The 22890-nt window shown below is 69.6% G+C and carries 22 protein-coding genes; 9 read left to right on the top strand and 13 right to left on the bottom strand.

Annotated features, from left to right (window positions below):
- Positions 1–158: 158 nt before the first annotated feature.
- From dapD to B0E52_RS06870, 3 genes are all read left to right on the top strand, one after another.
- On the top strand, positions 159–986 hold the full coding sequence (gene dapD, locus B0E52_RS06880; protein ID WP_077482916.1) for a 2,3,4,5-tetrahydropyridine-2,6-dicarboxylate N-succinyltransferase: 828 nt from the start codon (positions 159–161) through the stop codon (positions 984–986).
- Entirely contained in the window at positions 983–1339 is a 357-nt protein-coding gene (locus B0E52_RS06875) for a Spx/MgsR family RNA polymerase-binding regulatory protein (protein ID WP_077482914.1), read from the top strand. The genes dapD and B0E52_RS06875 overlap by 4 nt, the downstream gene beginning before the upstream one ends.
- A 91-nt stretch (positions 1340–1430) precedes the next feature.
- Entirely contained in the window at positions 1431–2495 is a 1065-nt protein-coding gene (locus tag B0E52_RS06870) for a VIT1/CCC1 transporter family protein (protein ID WP_077482913.1), read from the top strand.
- Between the two features lie 9 nt (positions 2496–2504).
- Here B0E52_RS06870 and B0E52_RS06865 read toward each other — a convergent pair whose 3' ends face one another.
- A complete protein-coding gene (locus B0E52_RS06865) occupies positions 2505–3440 on the bottom strand; it encodes a helix-turn-helix domain-containing GNAT family N-acetyltransferase (protein ID WP_077482911.1) in 936 nt (311 codons plus the stop codon).
- 127 nt (positions 3441–3567) lie between these two features.
- Between B0E52_RS06865 and dapE the strand changes: the two genes are divergently transcribed.
- Together dapE and B0E52_RS06855 are read left to right on the top strand one after the other, a co-directional pair.
- Positions 3568–4719: a succinyl-diaminopimelate desuccinylase gene (dapE, locus tag B0E52_RS06860; protein WP_077482909.1), complete on the top strand. Its 1152-nt coding sequence runs from the start codon at positions 3568–3570 to the stop codon at positions 4717–4719.
- Between the two features lie 23 nt (positions 4720–4742).
- Positions 4743–6119 carry an MBL fold metallo-hydrolase gene (locus B0E52_RS06855; protein ID WP_077482907.1) on the top strand — a complete coding sequence of 459 codons (1377 nt, stop codon included), beginning with the start codon at positions 4743–4745 and terminating at the stop codon, positions 6117–6119.
- Between the two features lies 1 nt (position 6120).
- On the opposite strand, the gene B0E52_RS06850 is transcribed toward B0E52_RS06855, so the two are convergent.
- Positions 6121–6921, bottom strand: a complete 801-nt coding sequence (locus B0E52_RS06850; protein WP_077482905.1) for a helix-turn-helix domain-containing protein — start codon at positions 6919–6921, stop codon at positions 6121–6123.
- A 113-nt stretch (positions 6922–7034) separates the two neighbouring features.
- Between B0E52_RS06850 and B0E52_RS06845 the strand changes: the two genes are divergently transcribed.
- On the top strand, positions 7035–7421 hold the full coding sequence (locus tag B0E52_RS06845; protein ID WP_343124494.1) for a DUF3224 domain-containing protein: 387 nt from the start codon (positions 7035–7037) through the stop codon (positions 7419–7421).
- Between the two features lie 77 nt (positions 7422–7498).
- Here B0E52_RS06845 and B0E52_RS06840 read toward each other — a convergent pair whose 3' ends face one another.
- From B0E52_RS06840 to B0E52_RS06820, 5 genes are all read right to left on the bottom strand, one after another.
- Positions 7499–9223 (bottom strand): hypothetical protein, encoded by a 1725-nt coding sequence (locus B0E52_RS06840; RefSeq protein WP_254426730.1) that lies wholly within the window; start codon positions 9221–9223, stop codon positions 7499–7501.
- A gap of 132 nt (positions 9224–9355) precedes the next feature.
- Complete coding sequence (locus B0E52_RS06835; RefSeq protein WP_077482901.1) at positions 9356–9766, bottom strand: hypothetical protein; 411 nt, start codon at positions 9764–9766, stop codon at positions 9356–9358.
- Between the two features lie 67 nt (positions 9767–9833).
- On the bottom strand, positions 9834–12053 hold the full coding sequence (locus B0E52_RS06830) for a toll/interleukin-1 receptor domain-containing protein (RefSeq protein WP_077482899.1): 2220 nt from the start codon (positions 12051–12053) through the stop codon (positions 9834–9836).
- Between the two features lie 153 nt (positions 12054–12206).
- On the bottom strand, positions 12207–14627 hold the full coding sequence (locus B0E52_RS06825; RefSeq protein ID WP_077482897.1) for a penicillin acylase family protein: 2421 nt from the start codon (positions 14625–14627) through the stop codon (positions 12207–12209).
- Positions 14624–15427 carry a phosphodiester glycosidase family protein gene (locus B0E52_RS06820; RefSeq protein ID WP_139351615.1) on the bottom strand — a complete coding sequence of 268 codons (804 nt, stop codon included), beginning with the start codon at positions 15425–15427 and terminating at the stop codon, positions 14624–14626. The genes B0E52_RS06825 and B0E52_RS06820 overlap by 4 nt, the downstream gene beginning before the upstream one ends.
- Positions 15428–15532: 105 nt before the next feature.
- On the opposite strand from B0E52_RS06820, the gene B0E52_RS06815 reads away from it, so the two are divergent.
- On the top strand, positions 15533–16021 hold the full coding sequence (locus B0E52_RS06815) for an 8-oxo-dGTP diphosphatase (RefSeq protein WP_077482974.1): 489 nt from the start codon (positions 15533–15535) through the stop codon (positions 16019–16021).
- Positions 16018–16449, top strand: a complete 432-nt coding sequence (locus B0E52_RS06810) for an NUDIX domain-containing protein (protein WP_077482895.1) — start codon at positions 16018–16020, stop codon at positions 16447–16449. The genes B0E52_RS06815 and B0E52_RS06810 overlap by 4 nt, the downstream gene beginning before the upstream one ends.
- Here B0E52_RS06810 and B0E52_RS06805 read toward each other — a convergent pair.
- Together B0E52_RS06805 and B0E52_RS18530 are read right to left on the bottom strand one after the other, a co-directional pair.
- On the bottom strand, positions 16430–16663 hold the full coding sequence (locus B0E52_RS06805; RefSeq protein WP_077482893.1) for a helix-turn-helix transcriptional regulator: 234 nt from the start codon (positions 16661–16663) through the stop codon (positions 16430–16432). The two genes, B0E52_RS06810 and B0E52_RS06805, sit on opposite strands and share 20 nt — an antisense overlap.
- Before the next feature lie 7 nt (positions 16664–16670).
- Complete coding sequence (locus tag B0E52_RS18530) at positions 16671–17105, bottom strand: DUF2975 domain-containing protein (RefSeq protein ID WP_168174152.1); 435 nt, start codon at positions 17103–17105, stop codon at positions 16671–16673.
- A gap of 172 nt (positions 17106–17277) precedes the next feature.
- Here B0E52_RS18530 and B0E52_RS06795 point away from each other — a divergent pair, with 172 nt between their 5' ends.
- Positions 17278–18594, top strand: coding sequence for a retropepsin-like aspartic protease (locus tag B0E52_RS06795; protein ID WP_168174150.1), 1317 nt, complete (start codon positions 17278–17280; stop codon positions 18592–18594).
- 285 nt (positions 18595–18879) lie between these two features.
- On the opposite strand, the gene B0E52_RS06790 is transcribed toward B0E52_RS06795, so the two are convergent.
- The 4 genes from B0E52_RS06790 to parC form a co-directional block, all read right to left on the bottom strand.
- On the bottom strand, positions 18880–19656 hold the full coding sequence (locus B0E52_RS06790) for a lipoate--protein ligase family protein (RefSeq protein WP_077482889.1): 777 nt from the start codon (positions 19654–19656) through the stop codon (positions 18880–18882).
- Positions 19653–19943, bottom strand: coding sequence for a biotin--protein ligase (locus tag B0E52_RS18595; protein ID WP_077482887.1), 291 nt, complete (start codon positions 19941–19943; stop codon positions 19653–19655). Before B0E52_RS18595 ends, B0E52_RS06790 begins: the two co-directional genes overlap by 4 nt.
- A 65-nt stretch (positions 19944–20008) precedes the next feature.
- Positions 20009–20443 carry a hypothetical protein gene (locus tag B0E52_RS06780; protein WP_077482885.1) on the bottom strand — a complete coding sequence of 145 codons (435 nt, stop codon included), beginning with the start codon at positions 20441–20443 and terminating at the stop codon, positions 20009–20011.
- 159 nt (positions 20444–20602) lie between these two features.
- Positions 20603–22840, bottom strand: coding sequence for a DNA topoisomerase IV subunit A (parC, locus tag B0E52_RS06775; RefSeq protein ID WP_077482883.1), 2238 nt, complete (start codon positions 22838–22840; stop codon positions 20603–20605).
- Positions 22841–22890: the final 50 nt, after the last annotated feature.

Below are 22890 nucleotides of genomic sequence, written 5' to 3'. Positions count from 1 at the left end.
CAGGGCCGGGTCTGTTTGCCCGCATCCCTGTGTCATCACTCAGTCGTGGACCGACGTCCACTCCTTCGTTCTTTCTTGGCCTGCGCGCAAACAGATCCCGGCGCGGAGTGCTTGGGGAGCATAAACAGGCTCTTAACTGATTTGGACGTCCATTCCCCATGCAAAGCATCGAATCCCTGATCGACGACGCGTTCGAGCGTCGCAACGAACTGACCCAGGCCGAGATCGAGACCCACCTGCGCCCCGCGCTGGGCCAGGTGCTCGACCTGCTCGAATCCGGCGAGCGCCGCGTGGCCGAGCCGGACGGGCAGGGCGGCTGGAAGGTCAACCAGTGGCTGAAAAAGGCGGTGCTGCTGTACTTCCGCATCAACGGCAACCGCGTGGTCGACGGCGGCCCGGCGCTGGCCTTCGACAAGGTGCCGCTGCGCTTCGCCCACGGCGACGACGCGGAACTGCAAGGCCTGGGCGCGCGTGTGGTGCCTGGCGCGCTGGTGCGCCGCGGCGCGCACATCGCCAAGGACGCGGTGCTGATGCCCAGCTACGTCAACATCGGCGCGCACGTTGGCGCCGGCACCATGGTCGATACCTGGGCCACGGTGGGTTCCTGCGCGCAGATCGGCGCGGGCGTGCACCTCTCTGGCGGCGTCGGTATTGGCGGCGTGCTGGAGCCGCTGCAGGCCAACCCCACCATCATCGAGGACGGCTGCTTCATCGGCGCGCGCTCGGAAGTGGTCGAGGGCGTGGTGGTGGAGCGCGGCAGCGTGATCGGCATGGGCGTGTTCCTCGGCCAGTCCACCCGCATCTACAACCGCGCCACCGGCGAGATCAGCTACGGCCGCATCCCCGCCGGCAGCGTGGTGGTGGCCGGCAGCCTGCCCGCGAAGGATGACTCGCACAGCCTGTACGCCGCGGTGATCGTGAAGCAGGTGGACGAGAAGACCCGCGGCAAGACCTCGATCAACGAGCTGCTGCGGAGCGGCGAATGAGCGTCATCCTCTACGGCTTGCCCACCTGCGACACCTGCCGCAAGGCGCGCAACTGGCTGGACCGTTTCGCGGTGCCGTACATGTTCGTGGACTACCGCGCGAACCCGGTGCCGGCGGCCACGCTGAAGCTGTGGGCGCAGCAGCTCGGTGGCTGGGAGGCGCTGGTGAACAAGTCCTCCACCACCTGGCGCAACCTGCTGCCGCAGCGCAAGAACCCCGGCAGCGATCCGGAGTGGACCTTGCTGCTGAAGGAATACCCGGCGCTGATCCGTCGCCCGGTGGTGCTCAAGGAGGACGGCAGCGTCAGCGTCGGCTTCAGCGACAACGGTTTCAAGAAACTGTTTCCGCGTTGAGCTCCACCGCACCGACGGAACGCGATCCGTCCTCACCCGCATCGGGGCTTCGTTGCTAGGCTGCGCGCCACCGCCTGCCCGCCGAACCTGCATGACGACCAGCAACGTCCGCCGTTACCGCATCAACCTGCGCATCGAGCGCGACAACGCCGCGCTGTACGCGCGGCTGGCCGAGCTGGCCGCCGATGCGCGGCTGGCGCGCGCGTACCGGCGCATCGCCGAGGGCGAGCAGGCCAACGCGGCGTTCTGGGAGTCGCACCTGCGCGAGGCGGGCGCCGCCGTGCCGCCGCCGCGCATCGGCCTGCGCGTGCGTGTGCTGGGTCGGTTCGCACGCGCCTTCGGTACCGAGTTCGTGATGCCCACCGTGGTGCGGCTGGAACATGCCGACCACGATGCCACGCCGGTGGACCGCAGCGGCCACCGCGACCACTTCGTGTCGCCGCAGCTGCGCAGCGCCCGCGGCCACAGCCATCGTGCGCAGAGCGGCAACACGCTGCGCGCCGCCGTGCTGGGCGCGAACGACGGCCTGGTCTCCAACGCCTCGTTGGTGATGGGCATGGCCGGCGCTGCCGCCAGCGACCGCGCCGTGCTGCTCGCCGGCCTCGCCGGCCTGGTCGCCGGTGCCTGCTCGATGGCGCTGGGCGAATGGCTCAGCGTGAACAGCTCGCGCGAGTTCTACCAGGCGCAGATCACCGAGCGCGCCGAGCGGCTCGCGGTGGCGCCGGAGGACGGTGTGCGCCACATCGCCGGCATCTACCGCGACAAGGGCCTGGGTCGTGCCGAGGCCGAGCACCTAGCCGAGCATCTCGCCGAGACGCCGCGCACCGCGCTGGACACCGTGGTGCGCGAGGACCTGGGCATCGATCCCGCCGAACTGGGCGGTTCGGCATGGAGCGCGGCGTTGTCCTCGTTCTGCCTGTTTGCGTTCGGCGCGGCGTTCGCGGTGGCGCCCTACCTGTTCCTGCACGGCCACACGGCGATGCTGGGCAGCATGGCCGCTACCGTCGTGGGGCTGGCGCTGATCGGCACCGGCACATCGCTGTTCACCGGCCGCAGCGTGCTGTTCTCGATTGCGCGGCAGTTGGCCATTACCGTGGCCGCGGCGGCGATCACCTGGGGCGTGGGGCATGTGCTGGGCGCGGTGGTCGCCGGTTGAGCGGCCGGATCAGATGTCGCGCGACCAGATCTGGCCGACCAGATCGTGGCCGAAGCTGTGGTGGTGGTACTCCTTCGCCAACGCGAATCCCGCCGCCTCGTAGATATGCCGTGCGGCCAGCAGGACGTCGTTCGTCCACAATGTCATGCCCCGATAGCCGGCGTCGCGGGCGAAGGCGATGCACCGTTCCACCAGCCTTCGGCCGACACCGCGGCCGCGCCCGGCGGGATCGACCAGCAGGCAGCGCAGTTGCGCGATTTCGGGATCGTCCGCATTCCGCACCACGAACACGCAGCCCACGCGCATGCCGTCGAGTTCGGCGATCCACATGCGTTCACGGGCGGGATCGTGGCGGGTGGCGAAGTCGGCGAACAGCGTGGCCACCAGCGCCTCGAACTCCTGATTCCAGCCGTATTCGTCCGCGTACAGCCTCCCATGGCGCTCGATCGCCCAGCCGATGTCACCGGGGCGATGGGTGCGGACCACGAGGCGCCCGCCGCGTTCCGCTGGCGGTTCCAGCACCCCGCGCATGGCGAGCATGTTGCCAAGCAAGCGTTCGCGGTCCGTGCTGGACAGTTTGCCCAGCATGGTCGCCGCCTGGGCCCGGGACCGGCGATCCAGCTCCGCGAAGGCGCGCTGGCCGGCGGCGGTGAGCGACAGCAGCATGCGTCGGCGATCCTGCGAGGATGGCTTGCGTGCGATCAATCCTCCGCTCGCGAAGCCGCGGATGATGCGGCTGAGGTAGCCCGCATCGAGCCCAAGGTGGTCACCGATCTCGTTGGCGCCGGTCTGGCCGCGTTGCGCCAGCTCGAACAGGACGCGGGCCTGGGTGAGCGAGAACGGGCTGGACAACAAGCCTTCCTCGAGTACGCCAATGCTGCGCGTATAAGAGCGGTTGAATGCGCGAAGCGCTTCTACATGGGTGGCCGGGACGGTTTTCGGCATGACACGCCTCCTGTCTGGAGTTCATCATGCTAGCGATATGGTTGACTTAGTCAACTATATGGCGGCGATCCATGAGCTGACCCGTCCGCCTGATATGCTGCGTCATCACCGATCTCCAGCTTCCCGCATGTCCGACGTCGTCGATCTCGCCCGCGAACTGATCCGCCGCCGCTCGGTGACGCCCGACGACGCTGGTTGCCAGGCGCTCTTGGCGGAACGGTTGCAGCGCGCCGGGTTCCGCATCGAGCACCAGCGCCATGGCGAGGTGGACAACCTGTGGGCGGTGCATGGAGGGCATGCCTCATCGGAGCCGGACCCCACGCTGGCCTTCCTCGGCCATACCGACGTGGTGCCCAGCGGGCCGGAAGATCGCTGGCAGAGCCCGCCGTTCGAGCCGGTGGTTCGCGACGGGAAATTGTTTGGTCGCGGCGCCGCCGACATGAAGGGCGCGGTGGCGGCGATGGCGGTGGCGCTGGAACGTTTCGTGGCGGCGCATCCCGATCATCCCGGCCGCGTGGCGCTGCTGCTCACCAGCGACGAGGAAGGCCCGACCAACCTCGACGGCGTGCGCAAGGTGGCCGCGGGTTTCCGCGCCCGCGGCGAGCGCATGGCCTGGTGCGTGGTGGGCGAACCCTCGGCGAAGGCGACGCTGGGCGACCTGATCCGCGTGGGCCGGCGCGGATCGCTCTCGGGCACGCTCGCGGTGCGCGGCGTGCAAGGCCACGTGGCCTATCCCGAGAAGGCGCTGAACCCGATCCACGCCTTCGCGCCCGCGCTGGCGGAACTCGCCGCCGAGCGCTGGGACGAAGGCAACGCGGATTTTCCGCCCACCTCGTTCCAGGTCTCCAACCTCAATGCGGGCACCGGCGCGAACAACGTGATCCCGGGCGAGCTCGTCGCGCTGATCAACTTCCGCTACTGCACCGCGAGCCGTGCCGAGGATCTGCGCGCGCGTACCGAGGCGATCCTCACACGGCACGGGCTGGACTTCGCGCTGGAGTGGAACCTCTCCGGCGAGCCCTTCCTCACCCCGCCCGGCGGCAAGCTGCGCGAGACGGTGGTGGCCGTGTGCCGCGAGCTGTGCGGCACGGAGCCCGAGCAGAGCACCGGTGGTGGCACGTCGGACGGCCGCTTCATCGCGCCGCTGGGCGCCGAAGTGGTGGAACTGGGGCCGGTCAACGCGACCATCCACAAGGTGGACGAATGCGTGGACGTGGCCGAGCTGGAGCGCCTGCCTGATCTGTACCAGGCGATTTGCGAACGGATGCTGGCGGGCTGAATTCACCACGAAGGGAGCGGGCCATGCGGATCGAATTCCACGGTGCGGCAGGCGGTGAAGTCACCGGTTCCTGCCATCTCATCGAGGTCGCCGGCCGGCGCATCCTCTTCGACTGCGGCATGGTGCAGGGCGGCCGCGACGCGGAGGCGCGCAACGCCGAGCCGTTCGCGTTCGATCCCGCCTCCATCGACGCGCTGGCGCTCAGCCACGCGCACATCGACCACATCGGCCGTGTGCCGCTGCTGGTCAAGCGCGGCTTCAAGGGACCGATCTGGACGCAGGCGGCCACCAGCGACCTGTTTCCCATCATGCTGCTCGATGCGGCCTCGCTGGCCGAGCGCGACGCCGAGCGCGAGAACCGCGAGCGCAAGCCCGGCGAGCCGGAAGTTCGGCCGCTGTACACGGCGGCGGACGTCGTCGTCGCGCAGAAGCAGCTGCACCCGCTCGCTTACGAAGCCGACACGACCATCCTGCCGGGCGTGACGGTGCGCCTGCACGAGGCGGGGCACATCCTCGGTTCGGCGATGATCGAATTGCGTGCAGACGGCCGCAGCATGCTGTTCACCGGCGACGTCGGCATGCGCGGCACGCCGATCCTGCGCGATCCCGCGCCGCCGCCGCGCGCCGACCTGATCCTGATGGAATCGACCTACGGCGACCGCAACCACAAGGATCGCGCCGCCACGGTGGCCGAGCTGGGGCAGATCCTCGCCGCGGCACGCGCCGACGGCGGCAACGTGGTGATCCCCGCGTTCGCGGTGGGGCGCAGCCAGGAGCTGCTGTACTGGTTCGCGGAGCACTTCGAGGACTGGAACCTCGCGCCGTGGACGATCTTCCTCGACAGCCCGATGGCGGCCAAGGTGATGGCGGTCTACGACCACCACGAGGAGCTGTTCGACGCCGAGGCCGCCGCGGTATGGCGCGGGCGCATCAAGCCGTTCCAGCTGCCGAACCTGCGCGTCAGCGAGAGCGTGGACGACAGCAAGGCGATCAACCGCATCCACGGCGGCGCCATCATCATTGCCGGCTCGGGCATGGCCAACGGCGGACGCGTGCGTCATCACCTGGCGAACAACCTCGCGTTCGCGCGCAACCACGTGGTCTTCGTGGGCTACCAGGCCGCCGGCACGCTGGGCCGGCTGCTGGTCAACGGCGTGCCGCGCGTGCGCCTGTTCGGCGAGGAGATTCCGGTGCGCGCGCAGATCCACACCGTGGGCGGCCTGTCCGCGCATGCCGACCAGCAAGGCCTGCTGGACTGGTACGGTGCCAGCCCCAACCATCCGCCGGTGGCGCTGGCGCATGGCGAGAACCCGGCGCGCGAGGCGCTGGCGGCGGTGTTGAAGCAGCGCTACGGCGTCGAGGTGACGTTGTCGCAGCCGGGCATGCAGCTCGAGGTTTGATTCAACGCACGTGCTGGCGTCGCGCGTAATCCGCCGGCGCGCAACCGACCAGGCGGCGGAAGTCGCGGATGAAATGGGCTTGGTCGTAGTAGCCGAGCGCCAGCGCCAGCTCGGCCCACGGCAGTTCATGGCCTGTCTGCAACTGCGCCACCGCCTCGTGCAGGCGATAGCGCGCGATCACCCATTTCGGGCTGGCGCCCACGTAGTCGCGGAACAGTCGCTGCAGTGCGCGCAGGCCCATGCCCGCGTGCTCGGCCAGTTGTTCGGCGCGCAGCAGTTCGCGGTCGCTCGCCGCCAGCGCCACCAGCGCGCGGGCTTGTGCCGCCTGCGGATCGGCCAGCGGCAACTTCGCCAGCAGCAATGGTTCGACCAATCCCGCCATCGCGGCGATGTCAGCACAGACAGGAATGGCCGGCACGATGGCATCGATGCCGGTGCCGAACACCTCGTGCGCCGGCATCGAACGATTCGCCAGCGCCGCCACCGGGCCGCGCAGGAAGGTGCGGAAGCCGCCTGCCGCGAACTTCACCCCGAACACCGTTTCGCGGCCTTCCAGCATGCGGCGGTAGCGGCCGTCGTGCACGCCCCACACGCGTGCTTCGCCGTGCTCGACCACCATGTGCACGTTCGGGTGTGGCAGCGTTTCCTGCAGGCGTGGCGATTGGCCAAGCAGATCCCAGCGTACGCACCAGTAATGCTCGACGAAGCCGGCCAGCGCCGGCGCAGGCGCCTGCCGCGCATGCTCGAACGCGCCTTCGCCCAGCCGCGCGCGGAGCACGCCGCGGGGTGCGTCAGCGGGCATGGCGGGATCGTGTCGTGTTTTTCCAATCATCGGCATGGCGGCAGTGCTGGAATGCGCGGGCGCAAGCCGCGATCATCGCAGAGGCTTGGTCAATGACCCATGGAGAAATGCACATGCAAGCTACCGGCACCTTCACGGTGAAACTGGAGCCGCAGCAGCCCGCGTCCGTCGACAGCGGCTTGGGTCGGATGAGCCTCGACAAGCAGTTCAGCGGCGATCTCGACGCGCACAGCCTCGGCGAGATGCTGGCCTACCGCAGCGCGGTGGACGGCTCGGCCGGCTACGTGGCGATGGAGCGCGTGGTGGGTGCGCTGCATGGCCGGCGCGGCGGCTTCGTGCTGCAGCATTCGGGCACGATGGATCGCGGAGCGGCCGTGCTGGTGGTGAACGTGGTGCCGGATTCGGGCACGGACGGACTGGCCGGGCTCAGCGGAACGCTGGCGATCCACATCGACGCGCAGGGCGGCCACTCGTACACGTTCGAGTATGCGCTGCCGTAGGCAGCTTCCGGATCACCGGCGCGACGGGCAGGCGTGACGATCCGGCGGGCGCGCCAGGCGCCCCGGAGTTCCGTCCATCACAGCTTGCCGTGTTCCACCTGCCGCTCGCGCTGCATCAGCGTCCATTCCGCGTGTTCGGTCAGTGCCGCATCGCCCAACGAAAGCAGGATCTCGCGTTGTTCCTCCGGATCGTGCGTCCGGTCGAGCGCCACTCGCGCGCTGGTGAAGATGCGTTGCATGAAGCGGTACTGCTTGATCAGCTCCTTGTCGGCCTTGCGGTAGGCGTAGGCCTCGCGCACGGCGGCGATGATCGACAGTGCCGCCATCATCGTCACCAGCACGGTCTTCTGCGCGTCTGAAAGCCTGAACACGAACACGGCGAGAAACACGCTGATCGCGATGCCGCCCCACAGGCTGATCGACCCGATGGTTTCGGTGACGTGATGCAGGCCGGCATGCTCGGCGGTCTTGTGCTCGTAGTAATGGAGCTGCCCCGACTTGCCCGATTCGCCCACCCATTCCGCGACGACGCTGGCCAGCTCGGCTTCCTCGGATGCAGCCGGGGCGGCCGACGGGTACAGCGCGGAAACGCGCATCACGTTGCGGATCCAGCCAAGTTCGACGTTCTGCCGCTGCAGGAAGTTGTCGTGCGCGAATTCGTGTTCGCCGCCCAGCGATATGTTCGCGCGCCGCCAGTACGACTGGATGCGCAGGCCCTCGGCCAGCGCGCGGTAGTCCAGGTACTTGCGATGCCATTCGCGATGATGGGCGAGCACGGCTACGTAGGCACCGAGCGCGAACAGCAGCAGGAACAGGTAGATCATGTAGTTCTGCCCCGGCAGGTGCGCGTAGCAGGCGAAGGCGATGCCCATCAGCGCGGCCAGCGTATAGGTCGAACGCAACGCCAGCAGCACCCGACGCTGGAAATGGACGGCCAGCCAGTCGGCCGCGTGGAACAGGCGGTCGATGCCCGCCACGGCGCTCGCCCGGGCCTGCCGCTGCGCCGCCGTGGCGGCCTCGATGGCCGCGGCGTATTTGGCGCAGTCGGCATTGAATCCGGCCATGTGCGCGAACATCCGCTGGAATTCGGCCGGCTTGTCCGGATCCGCCGCCACCGCGGTGGCGGCGCTGCGCCACACGGTCTGCAGCGGCTGCAGGCCGGCGGCGGGCATGCCGTCGGCCGCATCCCGCGAACAGACGATGTGGTAGAGCAGGCGCTCGTCGCCGGTGCCCAGCGCATGGCGCGCGCGCCGACGCCGGCTGGGATGTCCGGGCAGCGCGCCGTCCAGGTGATATGACACGATCTGGGCGGTACCGCCGATCCGCGTCGAGGGCTTGCCGTCCCAGATCGCCAGCAGGATGTGGCAATGGCTGGCGATGTAGATGCCGGCCTGCGCGTAGCGGCGGTCGCGCGCGGTGCCGGGCGAACCGACCTCATGCAGCGGCTGGTCTGCGTGCAGCGGCAATTCCATGACTTCGGCCTGGGCGCACAAGGCATCGAATTCGGCGCGCGACGCCGGGTCGGTGAAGTCGTCCTCGTACAGTTCGCGCGGCAACGGCAACGGCGCCAGCAACTTCGCCCCGGCGGCAAGCGCCTCGTGCGCCACCAGCCGGTCGCCGCCCTCGGCCAGTGCCGACAGCAGCAGCAGCGGCAAGCCGGGATACTCGCGCTGCAATCGCGCAAGGAAGCTCCGCACGCGTTGCCGGATCGGTTCGATCTCGCTCGCGGCAAGATTGCGGTGGCTGGTGACGCCGATGACCAGGGGCACGATGATCGGAGTAGTGGTTTCTTGGATACGCATCGGCCTCGACCAGAAGGTTGCGGGGCAGGCAGGGGCGCACTAGCGGTGGATATGGCGGAGGCGCCGTAGCGCAGCCGCGCACAGCACTCCACCGGTTCCGGGCATGTCGGCCGGCCCGGCCACGGGCCCGTGTCAGGTGTTCTTGATCGTGGGATTGGCCGTGTTGGAGGGGCCGTTCGTGGCCGCCCACGGCGTCTGGTACACCCGGTCGCCGAAGCGTGCGAACAACAGGTATGGCCAGTGGCCCCGGCTCCCGTTGCCGGTGTGGTGGTTCATCACCTTGAGCTGGTGGGGGGCGGGCCTCGAGAAGGATCGGAAGATGCCTTCGGGTGGTGTGCTGACGGACCATCGGAAGCCCGGGTCGAACTCGTCGAGCGCGCAGAATTCGCCGTGGCTGGCGTTGCCGACTAGGGTCCAGCAGATGCCCTGACCCTCGGGGTGCTGGTTGAACTCGTGCAGGTGTCTGCCGTTGTTGACCACGAGGTAGCAGTGGCCGGGCAGGTCCGTGTTGAGGGTGACTTCGATGACGAGGTCTTGGTTCATGGCGTGCTCCCAGGGTTTGAGGGTCGACGACGGCAACTCCGGCCGGATGCTGCTCCGGGTCCGGTGTTCAGTGCGGCAGGCCTGCGATGCCGGCGCTGGTCGCCAGCAGTTGTTTCTGGAAACCGGCATTGGGTGGATAGCTCATGTGCGCGTGCAGCACGGTGGCCAGCAGTTGCGCATCGCGATAGCCGCTGCCCCACAGTTGCCGTATCAGCGGCCGTGCGGCGGCCTTGTCGCCCAGCGCCAGCAGCGCCTGCACCTGCAAGGCCAGCAGGCGGGGGTCGTTGCGTCCGTGTGACTGACCCTGCAGCGCGGCCAGTGCGTCGCGGCGCAGTTGCAGCGCGGTGCGTGGGTCGGGACTGGCCTCGGCCAGCAGCAGGCGGGCGTCGGTGGCGGACAGCAGCGTGGCGCGGTCCTGCGGTTGCTGCGCCAGCAGCGGGTCGAGCTGGTCCAGCGCGGATTGCGCCTGGATGCGCGCGGCCTCCCTTTGTCCGCCCGCCAGGAGTTGGGCGGCCTGTTCCGTCCGCGCCTCGGCGAGCTCGCGCCGGATCTCGGTGTCGGCGGGATCCTGCCGCGCATGCTCGCCCAGGATGGCCAGCGCGCGGGCCAGCAACGCCTGCGCCGCCGTGGGGTCGCCGTTGAGGCGGCGCAGCCTGGCGAGCTGCGAGGCGTAGCGTGCGAGATCCTCGCGGATACCGTCGTTGTGCGGGTCGACCTGCACCAGTGCGGCGGCGGTGTCGACGGCCTGCTGCAGGCGGCGCATGCCGGCGTCGTCGTCGCCGGTCAGAGCCAGCATGCGCCCCAGGATGGCGCGCACGACCAGCATGTTGTCCTGCTGGCTGTTGTTGCGCGGGTCGCGTGCGGCCAGTCTCGACTCGATCGCGTCGTCCGCGGCGTAGCGGGCAACGGCCATGGCGAGGTCGCCGTGCAGCAGCGCCAGCTTGCCGAGGTTGTTTTCGGCCTGCCCGAGTTGCACGGCCCATTCCGTATCGTCGGGTCGCGCGGCCGTCAGCTGCTGCATCAGGGCCAGCATCTGTTCGTACTGGGGGGCGGCCTGGTCCAGCTGGCCACGGGCTTCGAGCACGTGGCCGATATTGTTGTCGATCACGCTCAGCTGGAAGAACAGGGCCGGGTCGCGGGTGCCCCTCACCCTGGCGCCCTGCAGGGCCTGCTGTGCGGCTTCGAATGCCCGCTGCGCATCGTCGAGCCGGCCCTGGTACCAATAGGTCATCCCGACATAGGCCAGTGTGCGGGACCAGGCGATCTGCCGCGGCGTGTCCCGGGGCGCCTCGCGGGCCAGCGTGCCGGCCAGCTTCGCGGCGGCCTGGTAGGCCAGCAGCGCGGCCGACTGGTGGCCCTGTTCCTGGCGCACGCTGCCGATCTTTTCCAGTGCCTTGGCGCGCTGCATCAGGGCCTGCTCGGTGACGTCGCCAGTCGGCAGCGAGGCGAAATAGGCCATCGCCTTGTCGTCGACCGCCTCCATGATGTCGAGGCGCTTGACCTGGGCCAGCTTGTCGTTGAGGTCGCCGAGCATGAAGCCGACCAGGTTCTCGGCCTGCTTCTGCCGGCGTTCGGCGTCCAGCCGGGCGACGACGGCGGCGTGGCGGGCGAACAGCGCGGCGATCGCGAGGGTGGTGGTCAGCGTCGTCACCACCAGCGCCCCGGCTGCGATGGCGGCCAGCCGCCGGTTGCGCCGCTTCAGTTCGCGCTGCTTGAGTCGGTCGTAGTCGAGGTCGAGCAGGCCGGCGATCAGCTTCAGTTTCGCGTTGCCCTTGCCATCCCTGCCGGTGCGCGCGTCGGCGGCGACCGGTTCGCAGCGCTGCGCGCCCGGCTGGCCGTCGGCGCCCAGCGTGTGGCGCAGCGCAGGCGCGAAACACTCCCGGGCATCCGCTCCGGGCACGTTGCCGGCGTTCGGCTCGCCTTCCACGATCAGGCAGAAGATGCGCTCGCCGCGACCCAACCGCTTGAACGCCAGCACTTCCTCGTTGACCCAGCGCGAGGCCGCCGAGCGCGGCGAGCAGATCACGATCAGATTCGCGGACTGCGCCAGCGCCTCGTTGACCTTGCGGTCGAGGTCGGTGGCGCTGGCCAGTTCCTCGCGATCGCGGAAGATCGGCGCAAGCCGAGCGGGCACCACGCCGGCCAGCGTGGTCTGGCCGATCAGCCGTCGCGGGATCGCGTAGGTTTCCAGCGCCTTGTGCAGCCAGTCCGCCCAGGACTTGTCCTGGTGGCTGTAGCTGATGAAGGCGCGGTACCGGAAATCCGGCATCGCGGAGGCTGGTGTCATGGCGCACCGCGCTCCCGCACGAGGTGATGCATTCCCTTGCCGGGAAATCCCCAACCGCCGATCGGGAATCGGGCGCCGAACAATCATGGTGATACGGCGTGTCACGACCCTCGCAGCGGGACAATAGCACGCAGAAATGTGATGCACATCACATTATTTGGCGTCCACGGTCCCAGGTTCCAGCATCAGCGTGTGCTGCGCGGGGCCGGGCTGCAGCGGGGTGGGGCGGCCGTGCACCCAGTCCCCGTGGCCGGCGCCGTAGTACGGCGACAGCGGATGGCCGCTCTGGCCGCCGGGCATTTCCAGCACGCCTTGCGCCTCGTGGCCGGGCGACACGTCCAGGCGCTCGGAGGCGCCGAAGCCGGGGCGCGCCACGCGCGGCATGTCGTCGTCGCCGGGCAGTTCGTCGTCCGGCATGTCGAGGAAGTGCGCCACGAAGCCGGGCAGGGCGCGCGACAGCGGGTGATCGATCCCGGCACGGTTGATCTCGCCCCAGCGGCGTGCGGCGAGGCCGCCGGGCTGCCCGCCCAAGGTGTCGGTCACATGGCGCGCGGCGGCCAGCAGCAGCGCATGCCAGTCCGGGTAGGCCGGGGCCAGCAGGTTCGGCGGCTGGCGCTGCACCAGCATCCACACCGCGGCCTCCGGATCGCCGAGGCCGGGCCAGGCGAAGTCGGGGTATTTCGCCACGACGCGCGCGGCGAACGGAGCGAGCACGGCGTCGTGCACCGCGTCGCGGAACGCGCGCACCAGCCGGTAATCCACGCTGTCCGGGTCGGCGCGGTTGCGCCAGGCGGCGGTGAGCTCGCGCAACTGGCGCAGCGCCGGCTCCTGCGTGCCGGCCAGGGTCTGCTGCAGCAACTGCTGCCAGCGGCTGAGGAAGACGGCGCGGTCGTCGAGCTGGATGTCGAGCAAGTTGCCGGGGGTGAAGTCCGCATGGGCGAACAAGTCGTCGCGGATCTGCTGCGCGCGCGCGCCGAGGTCGTGGCCGCCGTGGCCGAGCAGGGCCAGCGCCTCGCCGCCCACCACGCGGTTGTTCGCCGTCCACAGCCGGCCGCCGGCGGGGTCGAGCACGTGCGGGTACTGCGCCGGCGCGGCCCAGCCGGTCCAACCCGAACCGGGTTGCGACCAGTCGGCGGGCAGGCGCGGGTTGTGATCGCCGCGCAGCGGCACGCCGTTGCCGGCGATGGTCCAGCCGATGTGGCCCGCGCTGTCGGCCACCAGCAGGTTCTGCGGCGGCATGCCGAAGGTGGGCGCGAGATCGAGCGCCGCCGCCGCACTGGCGGTGCGTTCCAGCTGGATCAGGCCGAGGTTGTAGCCGCGCGGTTGCTGGGCGATCCAGGCCAGCGCCAGCGGCGTGCCGTCGGTGTCACGCGCCATGATCGGGCCCCAGCGCGTGTCCTCCACTTTCAGCGTGCGTGGCGCCTCGCCCTTCACGCGGATGGTTTCCTCGTGCGTCTGCAGCGTCGCCCAGCCGCCGGGCACCTTGTAGTGTGCGGGATCGTGCGGATCGCGGATCACGCGTACCCAGTCCATCCAGTCGCCGTAGCTGTTGGTGAAGCCCCAGGCGAGTTGGCCGTTGGAGCCCACGATCATCGCCGGCGTGCCGGGCAGGCTGACGCCGACCACATCGCGCTCGCCATGCGGCGCGGCGGGATCGGGGTAGCGCAGGCGGGTGCGGAACCAGATGTTCGGCACGCGCAGCGCCAGGTGCATGTCGTTCGCCAGCATCGCCGCGCCGGTGCCGGTGAGCGCGCCGGCGACCGCGAAGTTGTTGCTGCCGGGGCGGCGCGCGTCATGGCTGGGTGCGAGCACGGCGGCAAGGTCGGCGACGGGTTTGGTCGCGGGCAGCGTGCGCAGGTCGAACACGTTGGCGTCGGGGGGCACCGGCTGCGGCGACAGTGGACCTTCGAGCGGCGCTTCCCAGGTGGGATCGGGTGCGAGCAGGAAATCCACCAGTGCGCCGGGCAATGCCGCACGCATCTCGGCGATGCGCAGTTCGCGCGTGTTGCGGCCGTCGTGGTTGAGGTCGAGGTACATCGCCGCGATCACCAGCAAAGTGTCCTCGGAGCGCCACGGCTTCGGGTTCGCGCCCAGCAACAGGTAGGTCCAGGGCCGCACGCGCAGCGCGGCGAGTCCGGCGTTGACGCCGTCGCGGTAGCGGTCGAGTTCCTGCTGCTGCGTGGGTGGCAGTTGCGCATAGGCCGCTACGGCCACCGCGCGCAGGCGGTGGCGGCGATGGTTCAGATCGGTAGTCAGTGCGGCCGGGCCGACCAGTTCGGCCAGCTCGCCCGCGGCGGTGCGGCGCGTCAGGTCCATCTCGAAATAGCGTTCCTGGGCGTGCACGTAGCCCAGCGCGTAGTCGAGGTCGCCGCGGCTCTTGCCGGTGAGCGTGACCGTGCCCAGCGCGTCGCGCTGGATCTCCACCGGCGCCTGCACGCCGCCGGTGCGCACGCGGCCGTCCAGCTGCGCGCGGCTGCCGGCGAGCAGGTACCAGCCGGTGCCGAGCGCGGCCAGCAGCACGACCGGCACCGCGAGCAGCAAGCCGCGCAGCCAGCGGAACCGGCGCCGGATCATTGCGGCACGAACACCGCGAAGATGCCCGCGTAGGGCTTGACCAGGAACGCCGGCGCGCCGGCGTAGCCTTCACCGTCGACGAAGACCTGCGAGATGCTGCCGTCCAGGTACAGCGCGTCGCGGCAGCCCAGCTTGTCGCGGAACAGCCGGGCGAAGCCGTGGAAGTTCACCGGCACCTCGCTCACCGCGAACACCACTTCGTGCGGAGTCTTCGCGCAGACGCCGCTGCGCCATTTCAGGCTGCCGGAATCGTCCACGAAACTGGGGTTGAGCTGGCCGTCGATGACCAGCATCGGGCCGGACTGGGTGGCCCAGCGCACCGGCTTGCCGTCGGCCTTGAACGCGGCGCTGGTGCGCACCGCGGCGTGGCCGTCGGGGTAGATCGCGAACACGCCGTTCGGCAGCAGCGAGAAGTTGCCGGAGGCGGGGTTGCCGTGCGCCATGTTCAGCGGCACCAGGGTCTTGCCGTTCTCCACGTACAAGCCCAGCGGCGCGGCCTTGCGGTCGTAGATGCCGGCGTTGGTGGCGAACAGCAGGCGCTGGCCGTGCGTCTCGCCCCATTGCTGCAGGGTCTCGATGTCGCCGTAGGCTTCGCCGTTGGCCGGATCGCGCCAGTGCAGGCTGAGCGGATCGTGCTTCAGGTCCAGCGTCACCACGCGGTAGGTCTGGCCGTCGAAGCTCAGCTCGCGGCTGTGCGGCGCACGCGTCGAGGCGCCGCAGCCGGCCGCGCCCGCGAGCAGCGCCAGCAGTGGCAGCCAGCGCCAGCGGCGAGTGCGAGGCTCGGAGGATGGGCGAAGCATCATGCGCATCCGCCGATGGTCGCCGCCCGGTACGGGTCGATGCAAGTCCGCGGCTGGGGCGTGGCCGGCACCGTTACAATCGACGCTTTCCGCGGCCGTTTCGCCATGCCCTACACCCCCATCGTCGCCACGCTCGGTTACGTGCTCTCGCCCGACCGCACGGAGGTGCTGATGATCCACCGCAATGCGCGCCCCGACGACCAGCACCTGGGCAAGTACAACGGCCTCGGCGGCAAGATGGAGCCGGGCGAGGACATCGCCGCCTGCATGCGCCGCGAGATCCGCGAGGAAGCCGGCATCGAGTGCACCTCGATGCAGTTGCGCGGCACGTTGAACTGGCCCGGCTTCGGCAAGCAGGGCGAGGACTGGCTGGGCTTCATCTTCCTGATCGACCGCTACGACGGCACGCCGCTCGAACGCAACCCCGAAGGCACGCTGGAATGGGTGGCGCGCGAGCGGCTGATGGAACTGCCGATGTGGGAAGGCGACCGCCACTTCCTGCCGCTGGTGTTCGACGCGGACCCGCGGCCGTTCCACGGCGTGATGCCGTACCGGGAGGGGCGCATGCAGTCGTGGTCGTACAGCCGGCTGTGAGCGAAGCGCCGCGCACCCGCATCGTCGCCGCGGTGATCCGCGACGAGGCGGGTCGGACGTTGCTGGTGCGCAAGCACGGCGCCACGGTGTTCCAGCAACCCGGCGGCAAGCGCGATGCAAACGATGCGGATGATCTGGCCACGCTGGCGCGCGAACTGCGCGAGGAACTGGCTTGCACGTTGCTGCCCGGCTCGGCGTGCTTTCTGTGCCGCGCCAGCGCGCCGGCCACGAACGAGCGCGGCCATGTGGTGGAAGCCGAGGCCTGTGTCGTCGAGGTGGATGGCCAACCGCGCGTGCAGGCGGAGATCGCCGAGCTGCGCTGGGTCGCCCCCGCCGCACCCGGCGTGCCGGTGGCGCAGCTGAGTTTCGAGCACATCCTGCCGCTGTCGGGGCGCTGGGCGGGCTCCCCTAATCGCCGTCATTCTTGACCGTTTCCTCGTCGGGTACCCAGGCGAGCAGGTCGCCGGGCTGGCACTGCAGGAACTCGCAGATCTTGCCCAGCGTCTCGAAGCGCACGCCGCGCACGTGCCCGGACTTGAGCAGCGACAGGTTGGATTCGGTGATGCCCACGTAGCGGGCCAGGTCGCGCGAGCGGGCCTTGCGCAGCGCGAGCATCACATCGAGTCGGACGACGATGGCCATCGGTGCCTCAAACGATCGAGCGGCTGTCGTCTTCGAGGCGCGCCGCCTCGTCGAACAACCGGGCCACGAGAAAGAACACCGCCGTGAGCAGCAGCGCCAGCAGGTCGCCGCCGTCGAACGTCAGGTAAGTGGCGTGGCGGCCCGCCTGCCAGGCCACGGCTACGGTGGCGAGCGGCGGCAGCGCCACGCGCAACCCGGCCGCCAGCGCCAGCAGGCCCGCGAAGTGGCGGAAGTGGCGCGTCCCCGCGGGGGCGAACAGCGCGTGCTCCCGCACCCGCCCCAGCATGCGCGCCAGCTCGATAAGGGCGGCGGCGCTGACCAGGGCCAGCACCAGCGCGATGCCTGCCGCCCAGGCGCGCGGCAGGTCGCCGCTGGACAAGGTGGCGGCGATCCCGGTCGAGCCATCCGGTGGCGTCAGCACGCCAAGGAGGGTGACGAGCACGCAGGCGGCGGCTCCCGTCCAAGCGGCCACGCGCAGGGCGCGGGCAGTCCGGATGATGCTTTTGTTTGCTGTTGATTGCATAATATTTTCTGTTATACGATAAATTATGTTCATGAGACAGGATGAATCTAGCATGCCGCACCGAGTCATTCGACCCAGGCTCCGCCAAGGGATGGGGTTCTTCGTCGGGCTGCTGTCGCTGGGCTGCGCAAGCGCCGTCGCCACACAGGCGCAGACGCAACCGCCGCCTGCCGCCAGCGTGGAGGCGATGCTGGCCGCACCGGCGCAGGAGATCTTCGCGCTGCGTGCCGCGTTGCCGCGGGTCGATACGCCTGAGCTGGCGCTGCTGACGCGCGCGCGGCTCGCGGCAGGGCGGCTGGACGATGCGGAAGCCATGCGACTGGTGGAGCAGTTTCTCGCTGGCAACGCCTCCAGTCCGCGGCAACGCGCGATCGCCTGGGAGATCGCCGCCGACGCCGCCTTCGCGGACGGCGATTACGCGCGCGCTTCGAAGGCGGCACGGCAGTTGCAAGCCGCGCTGGCGGCGTCCGCGGCCGATGGGACGGAACAGGCCGGTGCCGCGCAGACGGCGGCGATGGCCACGCAGTTGGCCGCGTTGCCGGCGCAGCGGATCGTTGCGTACCAACCGCAGGCGGAGCCGGTGCGCAGGGACAAGGTGGGCCTGCCGCGGGTTTCGGTGAACATCGACGATCATGCGCAGGAGGCGGTGCTGGATACCGGCGCCAACCTCTCGGTGGTGTCGTTGTCGACCGCGCGCCGGCTGGGCCTGCATCTGCAGCGGGGCGACGCCAGCGTGGGCAGTTCCAGCCGCGACGCGGTGGCCGTGCGGCTGGGCCTGGCCGATACCCTGCGCTTCGCCGGGCTCACCTTGCATGACGTGCCTTTCCTGGTGCTGGACGACGCGCAACTGGCCATGCCGGTGCCGGGTGGTTACCGGATCGACGCCATCCTCGGCTTTCCCGTGCTGCGGGCCTTGCAGCGTTTCCGCATCACCGCCGCCGGCCGGTTGTTGCCGTCCCTGTCGGCTGCGAGTCCTGCGGATGCCGGCAAAGGAAACCTGTTGATGGTCGGCAACGACATGTACGCGCAGGCGAACGTCGGCGGCGTTCCCGTCGTGATGCACCTGGACAGCGGTGCGGCGGGTTCGGCGCTTTCCGCGAGTTTCGCCCGACGCCATGTCGGCTTGCTGAAAGGCCTGTCGTCGCGCCGTGCGCGCGTGGCGGGCGCGGGCGGCGCGGTGGAACGGCGCACGGCGACCTGGCCCGATGTGCGCGTGTCCGTGGGTGAGCGCACGACAACGCTGGCCGGGCTCGACGTGGAGCTGGCCGATGGCGCGGGCATTGCGCCGAACGTGTTGGGCGAGGATGTGCTGGGCGCGTTCGATTGGTGGTCGGTCGATTTCGGCAGGATGCGGCTGGAGCTGGGGCCGCCGAAGCGCAAGCAGGCGTTGGCGAAGGTCGTGCCATGAGCACGACCCAAGCGGCCAGTCGCTCCTGTCGCGGCGCACGGGCTGCGATCGCGCACAGGCTTGCGGGCGGGCGCAGCCGACGCAGACCCGGGACGTGTGCTGGCGTGGTACCGGGAAACACCCATCGCCGAGCTCGATTGGCGCACCGCTGACCATCTGGTGGCGGGCGGGCGGGCGACGGAGGCGATGGCTTTTCTGCGCTCGATAGCGAGCAGGCTGCGGGATTGAGATCAACGACTCGAGCTGGGGTTTCGCTCCACGGGTTCGTGGGAGGGCGTCTGGGCCTCAAGGCACGTCCGTGATCCAGGCCGCGGTGCCGAACTTGTCACGCACCAGCGCCTGCGCCTGCGCGAGCTCTTCCTCGCGCAGCCGGTCGTCGGCGAGCCCGTGCAGGCGGCGGAACGTGGCCAGCATGCGTTCCACCACGCCTGCGCGCGGCAGGCCGGTCTGGCTGCGCAGCGGGTCGACGCGCTTGGCGGCGCTGGCCGTGCCCTTGTCCGAGAGTTTCTCGCGGCCGATGCGCAGCACGTCCAGCATCTTCGCCGCATCGATGTCGTAGGCCATGGTGACGTGGTGCAGCAGCGCGCCGCCGCGACGAGTCTGCGCGGCGCCGCCGATCTTGCCTGCGGCGGAGGCGAGGTCGTTGAGCGGCTGGTACCACGCCTCGATGCCCAGTTCGCGCAGCGCCTCCAGCACCCATGCGTCCATCAGCGCATAGGATTCCTGGAAGCTGAGGCCCTCGACCATGGCCAACGGCGCATAGATCGAATAGGTGATGGTGTTGCCCGGCTCGATGAACATCGCGCCGCCGCCGGAGATGCGCCGCACCACCTCGATACCGTGGCGTTGCGCGGCATCAAAGTCCACCTCGTTGCGCAGCGACTGGAAGCGGCCGATCACCACCGCGGGGGACGCCCATTCCCACAGGCGCAGCGTGGGCGGGCGGCGGCCCGCGCCGACCGCGTCGAGCAGGGCTTCGTCCAGCGCCATGTGCAGCAGTGGCGGCTGCGGCGCGGCATGGATCAGCTGCCAGTCGTGGTCGCGCCAGTCGCTGCGGCTCATGCGGGCGCTCCTTCGTGCAGGGCGCGGCGCAGCGTGACGACGATGGCTGCGCTGGAGATGCCGTACATCGTGGTGCCCGCGGGCAGGGCGGCGTCGATGGCGGCGACCAGCGTGGCGTCGTCAATGCCGGTGGGCTGGCCTTCGAGCGCGGCATTGATCACCGGCAGCGCCGCGTCGGGTTCGAGAAAGAAGTCGCCGCTCAGCCGCACGCCGGCGAAGCGGCCGTCGCGCAGGTCGAGGTCGACCACTACCAGCTTGCCGCCTGGCATCTTGTATTCGCCGTGCATCGCGTGCGTATCCGTGGCGTCCGGCCGTGCCGGAACGGAAGTCGCGATTTTAGCGCGGCGCCGCGTTACCAGCCGCGGCCGTGGAAGTGGCCCTGGCCCACGCCGATCGAGAAGTTGACGGAGCCGCTGGGGTGGTCGCAGTCGCCGAGGTTCTTGCTGATGTTCACCGCGCCGGTCTGGTAGTTGCCGCTGGTGTGGTTGCCGGCGACCACGCCCATGCCCACGCTGCCGTGCATCTGCGCCTGGTTGTAGGTGGAGTCGTCGCAGCGCTGCAGGCTGGCGCTGCGCTCGTCGGCATGGCTGGTGCTGCCGCTGGTGTCGCCGTAGTACATGCCGGGCGTGCTGCTGGCGGGCTTGGTGGTGCTGGCGCTGCGGGCGGGCAGGTCGGTCGGCGGCATGTCGCTCTGCGGCGGCAGCTTGAGGTTGAGCGGCTGGCTGGCGCTTTGCGCCCAGGCAGGGGCGGCGAGCAGGCAGGCAACGATGAGGACGAGCGACTTCATGGGCTTGCTCCGGGGAATGCCGTCTTCAACGCATGAGTGGCGACGGCGTGTACCGACGTTTGACGGCTCCGGCGGCGCGAGGTTCCCCGTAGCTCTTGTGGCTCGGGATTCATCCCGACATCAGCTTGCCGTGATGCCCATGTCGGGATGAAACCCGCCCTACGCCGTGGTTTCGATCCGTTCCACCCGGCGCAGGCCGCGCGGCAGCAGGCCGCCGCGGGTGGCGCGGTTGCCGCCGTATTCCACGAGGTCGGCCCAGCGCAGGGTGAGCTTGCGGGCGCCGGCGTACATGGTGACTTCGCCCTTGCCTTCGGCGACCACGGCCACGCCGGCCACGCGCTCGCCTTCCGTCAGCTGCTTCTTCGGAATCTCGATCAGCTTGTTGCCCTTGCCCTTGTCGAGTTCCGGCAGCTCGGCCACCGAGAACATCAGCAGGTGGCCTTCCGTGGTGACCACCACGATGCGGTCGCGCGCGGGGTCGGCGCTGGCCTGCGGCGCCAGCACCTTGGCGCCGTCGCTGAGGCTGATGATCTGCTTGCCGGCCTTGTTGCGGCCGGTGAGCGCCTCGAAGCGGGTGACGAAGCCGTAGCCGAAATCGGTGGCGAGGATCAGGCGGGTGTCGTTGTCGCCGGCGGTCAGCGCGTCGAAGCTGGCGCCGGCCGGTGGCGTGAAGCGGCCGGTGAGCGGTTCGCCGTTGCCGCGCGCGGAAGGCAGGGTGTGCGCGGGCGTGGAATAGCTGCGGCCGGTGGCGTCGATGACCGCGATCTGCTGCGTGGTGCGCGCCTTCACCGTGGCGAGCAGGCCGTCGCCTTCGCGGTAGCTCAGGCCTTCGGCGTCGATGTCGTGGCCCTTCGCCGCGCGGATCCAGCCCTTCCGGCTGAGCACCACGGTGACCGGCTCGCTGGCCACCAGCGCGCTCTCGTCCAGTGCCTGCGCGGCCTCGCGCTCGACCAGCGGCGAACGGCGGGCGTCGCCGTATTTTTCCGCGTCGGCGCGCAGCTCGTCCTTGATCAGGCTCTTCAGCTTGGCGGGCGACTTCAGCAGCACGTTGATGCGCGCGCGCTCCTCTTCGAGCTGGTCGCGCTCGCCGTTGATCTTCATTTCCTCCAGCCGCGCCAGCTGGCGCAGGCGGGTTTCGAGAATGTAGTCGGTCTGTTCCTCGCTGAGGCCGAAGCGCGCCATCAGCTTGGCCTTCGGCTCCTCCTCGGTGCGGATGATGTGGATCACCTCGTCGAGGTTGAGGTAGGCGATGCGCAGGCCTTCCAGCAGGTGCAGGCGACGCTCGACCCTGGCGAGGCGGTGGTTGAGGCGGCGCGTCACCGTCGAGGTGCGGAACGTCAGCCATTCGCCGAGGATCTTCTTCAGATCCTTCACCTGCGGACGGCCGTCGAGGCCGATCATGTTGAGGTTGACGCGGAAGCTCTTTTCCAGGTCCGTGGTGGCGAACAGGTGCGGCATCAGCTCGTCGGCGTCGACGCGGCTGGAGCGCGGCACCAGCACCAGGCGGATCGGATTCTCGTGGTCGGATTCGTCGCGCAGGTCCTCGATCATCGGCAGTTTCTTCGCGCGCATCTGCGCGGCGATCTGTTCGAGGATCTTCGACGGGCTGACCTGGTGCGGCAGCGCGGTGATGACGATGTTGCCTTCCTCGCGCTGGAACACTGCACGGGCGCGTACCGAGCCGATGCCGTTCTGGTACATCGCCAGCAGTTCCGCGCGCGGAGTGATGATCTCCGCCTCGGTGGGATAGTCCGGGCCCAACACGTGCTCGCACAATTGCGCGACGGTTGCTTCGGGTTCGTCCAGCAGGCGGATGCAGGCGGTCACCAGTTCGCGCAGGTTGTGCGGCGGGATGTCGGTGGCCATGCCCACCGCGATGCCCATCGAGCCGTTGAGCAGCACGTGCGGCACGCGCGCGGGCAGCCACGAGGGTTCCTCCAGCGTGCCGTCGAAGTTCGGCACCCAGTCCACCGTGCCCTGGCCCAGCTCGCCGAGCAGCGCCTCGGCGATCGGGCTGAGCTTGCTCTCGGTGTAGCGCATCGCCGCGAAGCTCTTGGGGTCGTCCGGCGAGCCGAAGTTGCCCTGGCCGTCCACCAGCGGATAGCGGTACGAGAACGGCTGCGCCATCAGCACCATGGCTTCGTAGCAGGAGCTGTCGCCGTGCGGATGGAACTTGCCGATCACGTCGCCGATCGTGCGCGCGGATTTCTTCGGCTTCGCCGAAGCGGCCAGGCCCAGCTCGCTCATCGCGTAGACGATGCGCCGCTGCACCGGCTTCAGGCCGTCGCCCACGAAGGGCAGGGCGCGGTCCAGCACCACGTACATCGAGTAGTCGAGATACGCCCGCTCGGCGTATTCCTTGAGCGGGATCTGTTCGTAATTGGCTTGCAGGTTCATGCAGATGCGTCGACAGGCGCGCGATTCGCGCGGATAACCGGGCGATGGTG

The sequence above is a fragment of the Rhodanobacter sp. C06 genome (genome assembly GCF_002001105.1).
Taxonomy (GTDB): Bacteria; Pseudomonadota; Gammaproteobacteria; order Xanthomonadales; family Rhodanobacteraceae; genus Rhodanobacter_A.
The sequence above is the reverse complement of the archived record's forward strand: the minus strand, read 5'-3'. Positions and strand labels throughout refer to the sequence as shown.